15 protein-coding genes are annotated in these 14732 nt (G+C 46.4%); 1 reads left to right on the top strand and 14 read right to left on the bottom strand.

The genetic code is table 11. The annotated features are described in order from the left end of the window. Positions 1–23: 23 nt before the first annotated feature. The 10 genes from ftsA to ACWPAB_RS00105 all read right to left on the bottom strand — a co-directional run bounded on the left by ftsA (position 24) and on the right by ACWPAB_RS00105 (position 10227). On the bottom strand, positions 24–1370 hold the full coding sequence (gene ftsA, locus ACWPAB_RS00150; RefSeq protein WP_003565166.1) for a cell division protein FtsA: 1347 nt from the start codon (positions 1368–1370) through the stop codon (positions 24–26). Between the two features lie 109 nt (positions 1371–1479). Further along, positions 1480–2334, bottom strand: coding sequence for a cell division protein FtsQ/DivIB (locus tag ACWPAB_RS00145; protein WP_003584316.1), 855 nt, complete (start codon positions 2332–2334; stop codon positions 1480–1482). Between the two features lie 5 nt (positions 2335–2339). Further along, the gene (gene murG, locus ACWPAB_RS00140) at positions 2340–3431 is read right to left on the bottom strand and encodes an undecaprenyldiphospho-muramoylpentapeptide beta-N-acetylglucosaminyltransferase (RefSeq protein ID WP_052916007.1); all 1092 of its coding nucleotides are present in this window, start codon (positions 3429–3431) and stop codon (positions 2340–2342) included. After that, a complete protein-coding gene (murD, locus tag ACWPAB_RS00135) occupies positions 3432–4811 on the bottom strand; it encodes a UDP-N-acetylmuramoyl-L-alanine--D-glutamate ligase (protein ID WP_003565159.1) in 1380 nt (459 codons plus the stop codon). Positions 4812–4841: 30 nt separating this feature from the next. Continuing rightward, positions 4842–5807, bottom strand: a complete 966-nt coding sequence (mraY, locus tag ACWPAB_RS00130) for a phospho-N-acetylmuramoyl-pentapeptide-transferase (RefSeq protein ID WP_016367283.1) — start codon at positions 5805–5807, stop codon at positions 4842–4844. Positions 5808–5821: 14 nt separating this feature from the next. Next, positions 5822–7969, bottom strand: coding sequence for a penicillin-binding transpeptidase domain-containing protein (locus ACWPAB_RS00125; protein WP_003565156.1), 2148 nt, complete (start codon positions 7967–7969; stop codon positions 5822–5824). After that, the gene (gene ftsL / locus ACWPAB_RS00120) at positions 7966–8331 is read right to left on the bottom strand and encodes a cell division protein FtsL (RefSeq protein ID WP_003565154.1); all 366 of its coding nucleotides are present in this window, start codon (positions 8329–8331) and stop codon (positions 7966–7968) included. Before ftsL ends, ACWPAB_RS00125 begins: the two co-directional genes overlap by 4 nt. Before the next feature lie 12 nt (positions 8332–8343). Continuing rightward, positions 8344–9285, bottom strand: coding sequence for a 16S rRNA (cytosine(1402)-N(4))-methyltransferase RsmH (gene rsmH / locus ACWPAB_RS00115; RefSeq protein WP_003570115.1), 942 nt, complete (start codon positions 9283–9285; stop codon positions 8344–8346). Between the two features lie 2 nt (positions 9286–9287). Next, complete coding sequence (mraZ, locus tag ACWPAB_RS00110; protein WP_003565149.1) at positions 9288–9719, bottom strand: division/cell wall cluster transcriptional repressor MraZ; 432 nt, start codon at positions 9717–9719, stop codon at positions 9288–9290. 175 nt (positions 9720–9894) lie between these two features. Further along, positions 9895–10227 carry a hypothetical protein gene (locus ACWPAB_RS00105; protein WP_003565147.1) on the bottom strand — a complete coding sequence of 111 codons (333 nt, stop codon included), beginning with the start codon at positions 10225–10227 and terminating at the stop codon, positions 9895–9897. 350 nt (positions 10228–10577) lie between these two features. On the opposite strand from ACWPAB_RS00105, the gene ACWPAB_RS00100 reads away from it, so the two are divergent. Next, positions 10578–10697, top strand: coding sequence for a DUF4044 domain-containing protein (locus tag ACWPAB_RS00100; protein ID WP_003565145.1), 120 nt, complete (start codon positions 10578–10580; stop codon positions 10695–10697). Between the two features lie 82 nt (positions 10698–10779). Here the strand turns inward: ACWPAB_RS00100 and cls are convergent, their stop codons facing one another. From cls to ACWPAB_RS00080, 4 genes are all read right to left on the bottom strand, one after another. Beyond that, the gene (gene cls / locus ACWPAB_RS00095) at positions 10780–12213 is read right to left on the bottom strand and encodes a cardiolipin synthase (protein WP_003584308.1); all 1434 of its coding nucleotides are present in this window, start codon (positions 12211–12213) and stop codon (positions 10780–10782) included. Positions 12214–12445: 232 nt separating this feature from the next. Continuing rightward, positions 12446–13258, bottom strand: a complete 813-nt coding sequence (locus tag ACWPAB_RS00090; RefSeq protein WP_003565141.1) for an amino acid ABC transporter substrate-binding protein — start codon at positions 13256–13258, stop codon at positions 12446–12448. Further along, positions 13255–13893, bottom strand: coding sequence for an amino acid ABC transporter ATP-binding protein (locus ACWPAB_RS00085; protein WP_003565139.1), 639 nt, complete (start codon positions 13891–13893; stop codon positions 13255–13257). Before ACWPAB_RS00085 ends, ACWPAB_RS00090 begins: the two co-directional genes overlap by 4 nt. A gap of 12 nt (positions 13894–13905) precedes the next feature. Next, complete coding sequence (locus ACWPAB_RS00080; protein ID WP_003565136.1) at positions 13906–14562, bottom strand: amino acid ABC transporter permease; 657 nt, start codon at positions 14560–14562, stop codon at positions 13906–13908. Positions 14563–14732: the final 170 nt, after the last annotated feature.

Genomic DNA, 14732 nt, shown 5'->3' with positions numbered 1-14732 from the left:
CGTGTTCCTCCTAGGATCGAGATTTATTCAAAGAAATTGCCAAAGAACCGGCGTAATGCTGAAGGTTCCTTGGATTTTGGTTTATCCGGTTGTTTTTCCTGCTTGCGCTTAAGTAATCGCTGATTGCCTTGGTCCACAGCGGCAGCCGGTTGCTCTGGCTGCTTACTTTGTGGTTGTGGACGGACATCGGCGCCATCAACCATGAATGGTGTCGGCAAGACGCTGGAGACCAGCATTTCAATATCTGTCATCTGGGCAGCATATTTGATAAGGGCAAGCCCTTCAGTAAAGGATGGGTGACGCAACCCCATATCATCGGGAATAAACCGTTTGACCGGTCGGCCGAAAATGTCCTGAGCCAATTCCGTCACGCCTGGCAACGCCGTAGTGCCGCCAGTAATCACAATGCCGCCGGGTAAATCAAGCGCATTGACAGCGTCCAACGCTTTGTTCAGACGTTTAAAGATTTGCGCCACTCGCGCCTCGATGATCTCAGAAAGGTATTTTTCAGAGATCATCGCTGGCTCGTGTTTGCCAACAACCGTTACAGGAAAAGTCTCTTCCTCACTCGTTGCCAGTGAATCAGCATTGCCATATTCACGCTTGAGTTTCTCAGCGTCCGTAAAACTCGTGTTGAGGACAACTGAAATATCTTTAGTGATATACTCGCCGCCTTCTTGATCCACCGACGTAAACTTAAGCTTACGGTCATGGATCACGGCAGCGGTGCTTTGACCACCACCCATGTCAATCAAAACGGTGCCAAAATCTTGTTCACCATCGGTTAAGGCCAAACGACCAATGGCCAAAGGCGAAATCACTAAACCGCCAACTCGAAGACCCGCCTTTTCAATGGCTTTCTTCGTGTTATGAATCACGGTCTTGGGAACAGTTAACATGATGCCACGCATCTCAAGCCGAACGCCCAACATACCACGCGGATCTTTAATATCATCAAAACCATCTACGATAAACTCGGTCGGGACTAATGATAATGTTTCACGCTCTGGTGGTAAGTTGCGGACCAATGCTGCCGCTGCCACGCTGCGAACATCGTTGTCGGAAATTTCTTTATTCTCTTCACCGACCGCGATCATCCCGGAAACTTGTTCAATCTGCAGCATGTTGGCGGGAATGCCAGCAACGACCCGATCGATCTTGATATTTGCCTTGTCTTCAGCTTGGGCAACGGCCGCACGAATGACGGCAACTGCCTTATCGATATCAACGATCACCCCGCGGCTCACGCCTTCCGATCGCTGACTTCCCACACCAATAACATTCATTTGTCCCTTTACTGTTTCGGCAACAATGACTTTTATTGAGGTGGTTCCGATATCAAGTCCAACGTAAATACCTTGATTATCCATGTATCGGGAACCTCCTTGTGTAACGTTTAATAGGTTAATTTCATAATTGAATGGTGCCATTATCAGTGTAACACACTCGATTTGCCTTGAGAAAACAAACCTTACAAAATCAGTCGTTTGACGACTTTTCCGCACTTGAGTATGCCCGCCAAAATGCCCCAACTTCTAAATCGATAACACCTTTTTTCTTAACCTGTGAAACAATTGCCGGATAATACTTGATTTTGTTAGCAATTGTTCGCGAATCGGCAATCACGCGATAACCGTCGTTCATGTTCATCGAGATCTGGTAAGGATTTGCGTCACCACGACTAGCATCAATTTCGGAAATGTCTCGCTGAATGGCCTTCGGAAACTGCTGCAGCAAGGAAATCATCTGCGGCAATTCCTTCGCTGTGAAGCCTGAAAAAACAGGGTAAGTGTCAACTGGCGTCTGCGTCCCGTTCTTCAGCACTTTGCCGGTTATCAAAATCTTGTGATAAGTACGCTTCTGATAGACGTAACCGATCGTCTCATACTCGCTGGTTTTGATAACAATATGATTCAAGCCGGTAAACGTCAGACTCGCTTGTTTAATTTCTGGTAAAGAATCTTGAACACGTTGAGCGATCGCTTTTTTATGCAATATAACGCTTAACATCAAATCATCATCCGACAATTTTGTGGCATTAATCACCTGCTGATCAGGCACGGTCCGCACACCTTGCACACTCACAAGCCCAACCTTGGATAGCGGACTAGCAAAATAGCCAAAAACCCCCAGCAATATCAGCAGGGGGAGCAAAATCAACGTGAGGTTTCTAACCAGCTTACGCCGCCGTAAGTTCTGTACTTTCGGCAGATCGACATTCAATTTTGGCTTCTGGCGCCGATCATGTCGCGGCGTCTGCTGCTGGCGCGCCTGGTATTGCTGCCACGGTGTCAGCGGGTCAGGTTGCGGTTTCTTTTTTCGGGGCCAAGCCAAAGTTATCACCTACGTTTCGAAAGTAGCGTTGTCATCACTGCGATCAATTGATCACTTGCATCTGGGACACCTAATTTTTTTGATGCCTTAGCCATTGCGGCACGTTTTTCGTCATCTTCCATCAAGGTCACAACCCGACGTGGAAAATGATTGTCTAATTCATCTTCTGTAATTGTGATCGCTGCCCCTTGTTTCGTTAGACTTTGGGCATTTAAAAATTGATGATGATGAGTCACATTGGGACTGGGAATCAGAACTGCCGGAATCCCAAGCGCCGTGATTTCTGCCAAAGTCGTCGCCCCTGCCCGACTGATCAATAACCCGATATCGGGTAAAATGGATGGCATATCATCAATGTACGGGACCACTTTGATTGTCGCTGGCAAATCAGGCAATTTAGCCTTAATTTGATCGTAATGCGTCCGGCCAGTGGCAAACAGCACTTGAAAATCTGCTTTCGCCCAAATTGACAAGGCCGCCACAACCGCATCATTAATCCGTGGCGCCCCACGAGAACCACCAAAGGCTAACAAAGTACGAATATGCGGATCAAGGCCGAAATCACGGAGCCGATCGTTTGGCTTCAAACCAGCAACTTGTTGGGCCCGCGGATTCCCTGTCACCACCACTTTATTGGCTGGAAAAGCCTTAGCAACTTCAGGAAAAACGATGGCCACGCGATCAACGAAATGACTCAGAAACTTGTTCGTCACCCCAGCCACCGAATTGGATTCATGAATCACAGTTGGAATATGCAATCGTGTCGCGGCAAATAAGATGGCACCGGAAACATAGCCACCGGTACCAACCACAATATCAGGTTGAAAATCCTGTAGCAATTTTTTTGCTTCACCCAAGCTACCAAGAAATTTCCGGACTGTTGTGAAATTACTTAACGATAGACTTCGCTTGAAGCCTTGCAAATCGAGCGTCGCAAACTTAAGTCCGGTCGCTGGTACAATCCGACTTTCCAAGCCCCTTTTCGTGCCAACGTAAAGCACATCGTCAAGTTTTCCTTCCGCTTTTAAGGCTTCAATCAACGCCAGTGCCGGATAAATGTGGCCACCAGTGCCGCCTCCAGAGATCACCAGCCGCATTTACTTATCCCCACTTTCGACTGTTGCTTTTAATTGATTGACAGCTTTAATGAAATCATCGCCGCGAACTTCAAAATTAGGATATTGGTCCCAACTTGCGGCCGCTGGCGAAAGTAAGATGACATCACCAGGGCGACTGACTTCATAGGCAAGTGGCACCGCAGTCATCACATTCTCAGTCGTTTGAACTGGTACCCCGGCATCTTTAGCAATCTTGGCCATCAAGGGTGCTGTTTGACCAAAAACAACCATGCTTTTAACGTGTTTCTTAACCAGTGGTGTCAGTGCATCCATTGGCAATCCGCGATCCAAACCACCTGCCAGCCAGACAATCGGTTGGTCGAATGCATTCAAGGCAACGGTGGCTGCCTCAACATTAGTCGCTTTTGAATCGTTGTAGACCCGGCGGCCATCAATGGTTTCTAGATATTGGATCCGATGTTTAACCCCGGAGAATGTTCGCAGCACTTCGCGAATAGCATCGTCGCCGACCCCTTCGAGTTTCACGGCAGCGATGGCAGCTAACGCATTTTCGATATTATGTAAGCCGGGGATCTGCATCTCGCTGGCCTTCATAATCCGATCGCCATCAAACGTCAGCCAACCATCGATTAACTGAGCTCGAGCGCCTTCCGCGTTCTTTCTTGAGAACGGGACGATTTGTGCCTTGCTCTGTTTCGCCAACTCATGCATTTCTGGCAAATCCCAGTTCATGATGAAATAGTCGTCTGGTGTTTGATTCATGGTAATTCGCATTTTGGCCGCAACATAATTTGCCCGGTTGCCATGCCAATCCAGATGAGCTTCATAAATATTCGTTAGAACGGCAATATGTGGATGCAACGTTTTGATGCCGCACAGTTGAAAACTCGACAACTCAGCCACAATCGTATCGTCTTTGCCGACTTTTTGAGCGACTTGACTAACGGGAATGCCAATATTGCCCGCATCAAACGCATGATGTGGCCGCTGCTGATTCAACATCAAGCCAATCAGCGTGGTTGTGGTCGTTTTACCGTTTGTCCCAGTAATCCCGATCCATTGAGCTTCCGAAACCTGATAAGCCAACTCGGGTTCAGTGATAATTGGCATATGTAACGCCTCAGCCCGCTTAACCATCGGATTACTGTATGGAATGCCAGGATTTTTGACCATCAACTCGAAATGCTCGTCTAAGAGCTCAACCGGATGCCTGCCGGTAATGACCCGCATACCGTCTGCAAGCAGTTCCTGAGCGTCTTTGTTGTCGTCAAATTGTTGTTTGTCATTGACTGTCACTAAAGCGCCCAACTTATGTAATAGGCGTGCCGCATTCACGCCACTTTTCGCTAATCCCAAAACAAGCACTTTTTTATTGCGATAATCCGAAATATTCTTCACGATTTATCCTTCTTTGCTTATGCCTTAATTTTAAAGAAAAAATGCTAAATAGATGCCACTGCCAATTAGCCCGACCAACCAGAACGTCAGATCAATTTGCCACTCAGACCAGCCCTTCATTTCAAAATGATGATGAATAGGTGACATGAGAAAGATTCTTTTGCCGGTTAACTTAAAAGAACCCACCTGCAAAATCACGCTGGCTGTTTCGGTGACATAAATAATCCCAATCAACAACAATGACCATTCGCGGTGCAGCAAGATAGCAACCACTGCCAACATGCCACCCAGCGCTAATGATCCAAGATCACCCATAAAAATCTGAGCAGGTTTGTGATTGAACATCAAGAAACCAAGCATGGCACCGATCGTCACCAAACAAACGATCAAAACATCAGTCCGACCGTCATGTGCCGCGATAATCGCGTAAGTGCCAAATGAAATTGTTGTTTGACCGGCAACCAAGCCATCCAAGCCGTCCGTCAAATTAACAGCATTACTGAAGCCTACCAACCAAACAATGACAAAAAGAACGTAGAACCAAGTGGCACTGACATTGCCAATAATTGGCACCCATAGTGTGTGATCAAAGCCTTCATGGAAATAAGCGATTAGGAAAATAATCGCACCCAGAATCTGACCGGCTAGCTTTTGCCATGCCTTAAGTCCTTCATTGCGATGATGAACCAGTTTCTCAAAATCGTCATAGAAGCCAAGCAGTCCATAGAGCATCAAAATAAACAAGGAGACCCAGACACTGAGCGTCAGTTGATGCTGCCAAATACCGACCCAAATGGCCGACACAATGATAGCAGCAATAAAAATCAAACCACCCATAGTCGGTGTTCCTGACTTCTTCTCGTGCCAGCTTGGACCCTCTTCGCGAATCACCTGACCTTCTTTTTTGTAACGCATGTAGCCGATGAACAATGGCATGAACATAATGGTAATTGCAAATGCCGAAACCATCGGGATGAGCATCTGAGCAAGTTGCATGACTATCCCCAATTCTATTGTTGTTTAAATTTAATGGTCCCGCTAGTATCGCCTAACAATGTGCCTGCAGCGATACTTTGCTGGGTTACAAAACCATCACCGACAAGTTTGAATTTCTTACCGGTCAGTTGTACAAATTTTAACACATCAGATTTTGACCAACCAGTTAAGTCAGGCATGGTCATGGCCCCGTTCGTCAAAAGCAAAACTCGGGAACCGTGCAGTGCCTTGGTACCGCTTGTTGGTAATTGTTGCACAACTTTATTACCTGTACCCACAGTTGCCACGTCGAAATTGGCTTGCTTCAAGCTATCTTGAGCCGTTGTCAATGCCGCGTTAGTGACCGCTGGAATGGTGGCCGTGTTGGTATCATCAGTAACCGCACCATTAGCAGTTGTATCCAGTGCCCGCTGCATCATCGGTTTAAAAATGCTAGCCAAAATGGATTCGGCTGGTTCCGTCATTTTTTGCGGTTGTTTCATGGCCAGATAAAGGACGTACTGTGGATCAGAAGCCGGCGCAACCCCGGCAACACTGAAGGTATAGTTTGAATCACCTGTCAGATAGCCACCTTGTGGACTGGCAATTTGCCCCGTCCCGGTTTTCACAGCCAGATCAACACCGGGCATCTTGTATGCGACACCGGTGCCGTCTTCATCGTTAACAACATGCCGCATTGCATCAATGACTTGGGCCGCAGTTTCCTTTGAAATGGGTTGCCCAACGACTTCCGGTTTATAAACTTTGGTTTTGCCGTTCTGAGAGATGACTTTAGAAACGATCTGCGGTTTCAACATTTTGCCGCCATTGGAAACGGCACTGATCGCCTGCAGCATCTGCATCACATTGACCTCAATGCCTTGACCAAATGAGGTGATTGCTTGGTCGAGGGGCCGTTCAAAACTAATGTGCCCGCTAGTTTCACCCGGCAAGGTGATGCCAGTTTTCTGGCCGAAACGGAATTTATCCAAATACTGCTTCCAGATGCCAGCCCCCATTGCCTGTTCAATCTTAACCATCCCCACGTTACTCGACAGAGGGAAGGCTTTGCTTAAAGGAATGGATCCCCAGCCGCCGGTTCGCCAGTCATTAACAGTACCACCATCCAATTTGATAGATCCGGATTGATAATAATCATTTGGGTGATACTTGCCACTTTGAATCGCAGCCGCCAGCGTCACAATTTTCATGACCGAGCCTGGTTCATAATTGTCTTCAACAAGCGAGTCACGCCACATGTCGCCTAAGCCTTCACCCGTTGAAGCATCAAACGTTGGTCGTTGAGTCGCTGCCAAAATCTGTCCAGTTTTAGCACTCATCAACACTGCCGTCATGCCTTTTGGTTCATATTTATTTTGCACGTCGGTCATCAGCGTCTCTAAATAGGCCTGCAAACCACTATCGAGCGTTGTGTAGACGGTACCGCCATTAACAGGCGTTTTCAGATTCGTCTTTGCGTTAGGCAGCTTATAGCCATATGCATCAGTCTGGCTGCGACGATAACCATTCGTACCGGCTAAAACCGTATTGAATTGCTTTTCAAGCCCCATGACGCCTGTCAAGCTGGTACTTTTGCCTTGTGCCTGAGCCAGACCAATCACGTGACTCGCAAAGACGCCATTTGGATACAGTCGCGACGGTGTTTCACGAAAATGGATGCCCGGCAGTTTTTCAGCATCAATTTGTTTCTTGATCGCCAAACTCAATTTGGTGCCAGGTGTGCCAAATTCAACCTGATACATATTTTTACCTGGCGTTAGTCGCGCCAAAATTTTTGCTTCTGACATCGCCAAATAACGGCTAAGAATCTTCGCCGTTTTTGCTTTATCAACCACATAATCAGGTTTATTGTTGCTGTCTTTGCTTTGCTTGTCCAAAATCGCAAAAATGGTATAAGTATTGGAATCTTCTGCGATCACATTGCCAGTTTTATCAAGAATGGCGCCGCGCTTAGCCTGCAAGACAGTATCAGTTTGATATTGTTTTTGTCGCTGCTTCGCCAGATTGTTAGAATCAACCTCGCCAACAGTCGCCACAAAAGAAAAACGAAGAACGAACCCACCAAGGATCAGGAGTGTGACCCCGATCATCCAGATGCCGAAAATTTTACGGTTTCGGGCAGGATGTGCATTCGTTGATCGTTTTGATTTGAAAATTTTCATTTATTATCAACACGCTTTATGTTGCCGTTGATAACCTTAAAACCGTGTGCTTTGGCAAAGGCATCAAGGCGTTCTGAATTTGAAAGTTCACCAATCTCCTGCTTGAGATTCGCAGTCGTCTGGGACTGTTTGGCGATCTGCGTCTGCAAATCTTCATACTGACGCTGTGTATTGCTCAACCGATTTTGCATAAACAAACAGACTACACAAACCACGGTCGCTAAAACACCACATGCAAACATCAATGTCCTTTCAAACCCGCTAAATGCAATATGTGTGTTGGGCGCAGGTGTGGTGACAGGTTTATGTATTGGCGGTGTTTCCGGCTGCTGCACTAATGGTCTTGCTGTACTCTCAAGCATAGATTGTACCCCCTAATCGTGAATTTTTTCAATGACTCTCAATTTGGCACTATGAGCGCGGTGATTCACCGCAAGCTCCTCTTCACTTGGTAAAATCGGTTTTCGATTTACTAGGCGATAATTCGGTTGTGCAGAGGCCGGAATGACCGGCAAGCCACGCGGCACATCCTGAACCGAAGAAACTTCTTTAAACATCGTTTTGACGAGTCGATCTTCTAAAGATTGGAACGTGATAACGCTGATGCGTCCCCCGACGTTGATCAACTTCAACGCTTGTTCTAAGGACGACTCAAGCGCTGATAGCTCATCATTAACCGCGATCCGAATTGCCTGAAAAACTTTTTTAGCTGGATGACCGCCTGTTCGCCGAGCCTTTGCTGGAATGCCTGCTTTAATCAACTCAACCAATTGGAAGGTCGTTGTAATCGGCTGGACTGTTCGTGCTTGCTCAATGCGCCGAGCGATTTGTTTAGAAAAATGTTCCTCGCCATATCGGGAAAAGATGCGAACCAAATCGGCATAAGGCCATTCATTGACAATTGTTTTTGCATCGAGCGTTTGACGCTGGTCCATGCGCATATCGAGTGGCGCGTCAAAGCGATAGGAAAAGCCGCGCTTTGAATCATCAAATTGTGGTGACGAAACGCCGAGATCGTATAAAATGCCATCAACTTCAGTTATTCCCAGCGTCGTTAATGCATCGGTCAAATCTCGAAAATTTCTATGTACCAAAGTGAGTTGTTTTGGCAATGTTCCAAAATCGGCTGTGACCGTTGCAATCGCCGCCTCATCTTGATCAAACGCAATTAATCGACCAGTTGTCAGCTGATTGAGAATCTGTCGAGTATGGCCGCCGCGGCCTAACGTTGCATCAACGTAAGTACCAGCAGGTTTAACCGCCAATGCCGCCGTCGCTTCTTTTAATAGAACTGTTTCATGTTTAAATTCTGTCATCGCTATAACCCAAAGTCCGTTAGATTTTCAGAAATATCATCAAAGTTTTCTTCAGCGGTTTCAGCAAACTGTTCCCACCGTTCGGCATCCCAAACTTCGATACGCGTGTTCACGCCGACTAGTACGCAATCTTTTTGCAAACCAGCATGTTTGAACAACGGTTTTGGGATGTTGATTCGTCCCTGCTTGTCGATATCACATTCCGTTGCGGCAGAAAAAAGAAATCGGGTAAAGGTTCGAGCATCTTTTTTTGCCAATGGTAAAGTTGCAAGTTTGGTCTGGAGTTTGTCCCATTCAGCAATCGGATAACCGAAAAGGCAGCCATCCATCCCACGGGTGAGCACAAAAGAGGCGCCCAGCTGATCGCGAAACTTAGCTGGAATAATTAAACGCCCTTTTGCATCAATACTGCGTTCAAATTCACCCATGAGCATGGTTGACACCTCCCTACTTTTTTCAGTCTACCACAATGACCCACTCTTCTCCACATGTAACCACTTATGAATGAAAATTGGGTTATTTAATAAGTTAATCATTTTGAAGAGCACAAAAAAGCCCGTGATCACAAGGGTCACGGGCGATAATGAGTTGTGGGAGAAAAGTGGGGAATTAACCCAGAAAAAAGATTAAAACACCCGCCATCCACCAACATGTGGTGGCTAAGGCTAAAACACGGGTCAACATGCGCCAATATCGACGAACGATTAGGTCATATTCACGTACCACCTGCCAAATGACCAAAATCAAGGCAATCACCATCGTGGTAAACAAAATGACCCAAATAAAATTTGGTGTCTTGGTAAAGGTTAGTTTAAAAATAGCCCAAAAATTAACGATTGCGAGTAAACAAAACCACGAACCGCCATGAAAATCGAATTGAACGACAGCCGCAACGACGACCAGCCATACCAGAATGGGCAAACCCATCGCAAGCAACACCATGATGATTCCCTCCAAAAGCAGCAACCGTCTTCGGTGCCGCGTATTGATACATCTCTCAATTAACCCTAACCAAAGCTCCGTGGAGCGTCAAGCTTTGCAAAATAATTGCGTGGTAAAGTTGCCTGCTTTTTTGAAAAAATTTAACAAAAAATTGAATAACACCCTGTTAGCTCGTCTATTAGGCTTTTAAAGAATGAAGCCCCCGATATTGCCGCAGTACTTGACCACAACTAATACTGCCTCGCCGACCTAGTCGCTAGAAAAGACCACAAAAAGCAGCGATTATCTTGCCGATACCGGCAAAAACCAGTACAATGATAGCCAGCAGAACAACAAAGGTGGTGTTTTCGGTGCAGAAAAAGAAAAAAAGCAAGTTCCAGAAGATGACCATCATCAGCGCCTGGGTCATGATCATCATTACCGTTTTAGGCGTTGTTCTGGGTGCCCTAGCAAGTTTACAATTGATCTAAACCGATCTCACCTTATACTTAAAGCCGCCGTGTTAGCGGCTTTTTATCTGCTCTTTTTCAACTCAGCTTCATGGCGCGGCGATTACAGAATTGGTGCTAGTAAGCGGGAGAGTTCTTCACTGAGTTGCTTAGGCCGCGTTTTTGCTTTGATCACTTTTTGCGTGTAAGGCATTGCCCGTTCCATGTCCGCTAAGAACAGCTTTTGGAAAGTCTTCCCAATCCGATGGTCGTAAATAAACGCCGCAATTTCAAAGTTCAGTTTAAACGAACGGATATCGAAGTTGGCAGTGCCAGTTGAAACGTATTTGCCGTCAACCACAATCGTTTTAGCATGTAAAAAACCTTCTTCATATAAAAATGCTTGTCCACCATTTGCCACAACCTGATTAAGATAAAATAGCGAAGCCTTGGCCATCAAGATCTGATTGGCTTTTTTGGGAATCATCACTCGAACATCCACGCCGGCATTCGCCGCAATGGTTAGCGCATCCAGCAAACTGTCATCTGGGACGAAATATGGCGATTCGATCCAAATACTTCTTTTTGCCTGATTAATGAGGCCAAGATAGCCTAGTTTGATTGCTTCAACCTGCTGCTCTGGTCCGCCAGAGACAATTTGCATCGTCGTGTTCCCAGTGACAACCGGCTCTCTAAACAGGACATCAACATTTTTTACTTTTTGTTGCTTGCTCGTTCCGTTCCAGTCCATCAAAAAGCGCGCCTGGGCCACGGCGACCGCCTTGCCCTGAATTCGTAACTGAGTATCGCGCAACATTGGCAATCCGTGGTGTTCCTTGCCGAGGTTAAAACCGCCCAGATAGGCAAGCTGTCCGTCAATAATGATCAGCTTACGATGATTACGAAAGTTGATTCGCGGATTCCAACGCCCCAGTTTCGTAGCGACAAACCGCTCAACCTGACCGCCAGCTGCCGTTAATTTTTTCCAAAAATTGTTTGGTAGGTCGTGGGAGCCAAATGTATCGTAAAGCACGCGTACGGTGACACCGGCGTGGGCTTTTTCAATTAACAAATCGCGCAACTGGTGGCCAATTGCATCAGGCCGAATAGTATAAGCTTCGATGTGAATATGTTCCGTTGCCACAGCAATATCTTCGAACAATTGCTTAAAAAAGGCTTCACGCAATGCTAAGACTTGCACATCATTGTGGGTGGTTACTAGCGCGTCATCAGCACGCAATAAGGTGCGGACCAGTTCGGAAACACCGCCACTGCCAGGCGTTCCAATCAACGGTTGGCCAGCTGCCAAGGCTTGCTGCTGCTGATCAACTAAATCGTCGATGCCCAGCAAACGCTGCGTCATCAGATCCTGCATGCGATTAGCCCGTAACTTGCGGCCAAAAACAAAATAGATCAAGAAGCCGACCACCGGCAACAGTAAAAGCACCAATAGCCATGCCCAAACTGCAGAAATATCACGATGCGAACGAAAGACCGTGATGATCGCTGTCAGTGCGTTGATGATGTAAAGAAACCCAAGGACCAACCAGATCCACATAACATTTCCTCCCCGTAACTGCCAGCAAATTTTGAGCCTACAAGTGGTTTCATTGGCGAAGGTTACTTAAGTATCATAACCTAATTAGCCCAGCTATGCCTTTAAAAAATACATTTCCATACTCACCCAAGTGGTCCCGAAGTTCCCTTTTTAGGTGCCTCTTGACGAAAAAAGGTCATGCCCTGACAATTGCCAGCGGCACAACCTCATTTTTTCTTCGCAAATACGCTGATTACTCCTCGACTTTGCCAAACCATTTTTTCTGCAACTTTGCTACGGTGCCGTCAGCTTTAAGTGCTTTCAAACCGGCATTAATCTTGCTGCGTAAGACATTGTCTGACTTGCGCATGCCAACCGCAAAGTTTTCAGGTGGAAAGTCGTCGCTGGCAATGCGATAGCTGGACGGGTCCGGTTTGTGGGCAATGTAATAGCGAGCGTAGACTTCATCCATTAAAATTCCTTGAATGCGTCCTGCATCGAGATCAATGAAAGCATCGTTAAAGGTGTCATACAGAATTGGTGTTTTGTTTGCAATGAAATTCTTCAGCAATTTTGGCTGGGCATCGAGATCAAAGGCGCCACTTGACCCAGTTTGGACACCCAAGGTTTTCCCAGCCATATCTTTGATCGTTTTGATATTACTTTTGGTCTTGGTGACTAAAATTTGGTGATTAATCAAATAATTATCAGAGAAAGCCACCTTCTCTTTTCGTTCCGGTGTCACCGAATAACCATTCCAGATCAAATCAATTGTTTGATTTTTCAGTTCAGTTTCCTTCATTGACCAATCAATCGTTTGAAAATCGACATTAATCCCATAGCGTTTGAATACCGCTTTTGCCAGATCAATGTCATAGCCAGCCAGTTGACCGTTCTTTTGACGGAATCCCATTGGAACAAAGGTGTCATCCAAACCGATGACGACTTTTTTGGTTCGTTCGATCCGTGGCCAGGAATTGCCGACGGTTTCGCGCGCACATCCGCTAATGACGGTGCCTAGCAATGTGACGAGTAACATGAGTGCCAGTACGATTCGGCGTTTCATTGACCGTCACCGCCTTTGCCAACGTGATAAGTCGTGTCAGCCACGCTTTCGGCAAAGTCCATGTCATGCGTGACGACAACCTGCGTCATGCCAGAAGCTTTGAATTGGTTAACCAAGGCAGCCACATTTTCCCGCAAAAGCGGATCAAGCGCACTGGTGGGTTCATCGTAAAGCAAGATCTGCGGATTCAGTGCCAACGCCCGAGCAATAGCTACCCGCTGCTTTTGACCGCCTGACAATGAATACGGATAGGCATTTTCCTGAGCGACTAATTCAAGCCGATCTAGCAACTTCTTGGCAGTTTCATCAGCTTTCTTCTGATCAACGCCTTGCAAGGTTGGTGCAAGCGTGATGTTGCGCATAACGGATAAGTTCGGAAAAAGTTCGAAATTTTGGAATACAACGCCAATGACGCCTTCTTTGCGTAATGCTTGCGCTGTCGTTGGCTGACCGTTCCAGATCATCGTCCCGGAATCTGCAGTTTCTAGTCCACTAATGATTCGCAACAATGTTGTCTTCCCAGCACCGCTTGGTCCAACAATGGCTAACGTTTTGCCATCTTCAATCGTCACATTGATATCCACCAGGACTGGCTGGCCATTAAATGATTTATTAATTTGTTTGAGTTCTAACATAGGTTGCCCCTCCTAGCGATAATATGAAAATGCACTTTCGATCCGTTTTTGTAAAAATGTCAGGATCAGTGTCAACAACAGATAAATGATCCCCACAAGTACCAGTGGCACCAAGGTAACATCACGAGCACTGGCGATATTACCTGCTCGCAGCAAGTCGCCCAAGCCAATGACGTACACCAGGCTGGAATCCTTCACCAAGTTGATGACTTCATTACCAATTGACGGTAAAACAATTTTGACCACTTGAGGAATCACAACGTACCGCAGCGCCTGCCAACGCGTCATGTTCAAGACGGTGCTGGCTTCGAATTGGCCTTCATCAATTGCCCCGAAGCCGCCACGGAAAATTTCGGCAAAATAGGCGGCATAATTTAAAATGAAGGCGACCAGTGCGGCGGAGAATCGATCAAATACCAATCCAATAATCGGGAGTCCGTAAAAGATAAACATTAACTGCAGCAGTAATGGCGTGCCGCGGAAAACCCACACATAACCTTCAAGCAGCCCTTTCCCTGCTTTACCCAGTATCGATTTTGGCTTTGGAATCAACCCAACCGATAGAATCAAGCCTAACGGAATGGACCCAATCAGTGTGATAGCAAAAATACCCAACGTCATTTTCACACCAGATAATAATGCCGGTAAAATCTGAAAAATATAGCTCATGGTGTTTCCTCCTCTAAATGCGTTCACTGGTGCAAAACCGCTGCTGATAAGGACCTTGGTCGCTTACGCTCGGGTTTCTAATCACACCAGTTCACGCCCTTTTCGTATTCAAGCCTAATGATATTCGTTTCAGCGCTGTGTCAGTGTGACTGATGGCGTTCGCATAGCTG

The organism is Lacticaseibacillus sp. 30, from assembly GCF_053819265.1.
The sequence above is the reverse complement of the archived record's forward strand: the minus strand, read 5'-3'. Positions and strand labels throughout refer to the sequence as shown.

What these genes read in the sequence shown, in the direction of transcription:
- rsmH (WP_003570115.1), bottom strand. Translation starts at nt 9,285, where the DNA reads ATGACAGAATTTAAACATGAAACAGTTCTATTAAAAGAAGCGACGGCG.
- mraY (WP_016367283.1), bottom strand. Translation starts at nt 5,807, where the DNA reads ATGCAACTTGCTCAGATGCTCATCCCGATGGTTTCGGCATTTGCAATT.
- ACWPAB_RS00125 (WP_003565156.1), bottom strand. Translation starts at nt 7,969, where the DNA reads ATGAAAATTTTCAAATCAAAACGATCAACGAATGCACATCCTGCCCGA.
- murG (WP_052916007.1), bottom strand. Translation starts at nt 3,431, where the DNA reads ATGCGGCTGGTGATCTCTGGAGGCGGCACTGGTGGCCACATTTATCCG.
- ACWPAB_RS00090 (WP_003565141.1), bottom strand. Translation starts at nt 13,258, where the DNA reads ATGAAACGCCGAATCGTACTGGCACTCATGTTACTCGTCACATTGCTA.
- ACWPAB_RS00105 (WP_003565147.1), bottom strand. Translation starts at nt 10,227, where the DNA reads ATGGTGTTGCTTGCGATGGGTTTGCCCATTCTGGTATGGCTGGTCGTC.
- ACWPAB_RS00085 (WP_003565139.1), bottom strand. Translation starts at nt 13,893, where the DNA reads ATGTTAGAACTCAAACAAATTAATAAATCATTTAATGGCCAGCCAGTC.
- mraZ (WP_003565149.1), bottom strand. Translation starts at nt 9,719, where the DNA reads ATGCTCATGGGTGAATTTGAACGCAGTATTGATGCAAAAGGGCGTTTA.
- ACWPAB_RS00080 (WP_003565136.1), bottom strand. Translation starts at nt 14,562, where the DNA reads ATGAGCTATATTTTTCAGATTTTACCGGCATTATTATCTGGTGTGAAA.
- cls (WP_003584308.1), bottom strand. Translation starts at nt 12,213, where the DNA reads ATGTGGATCTGGTTGGTCCTTGGGTTTCTTTACATCATCAACGCACTG.
- ftsA (WP_003565166.1), bottom strand. Translation starts at nt 1,370, where the DNA reads ATGGATAATCAAGGTATTTACGTTGGACTTGATATCGGAACCACCTCA.
- ftsL (WP_003565154.1), bottom strand. Translation starts at nt 8,331, where the DNA reads ATGCTTGAGAGTACAGCAAGACCATTAGTGCAGCAGCCGGAAACACCG.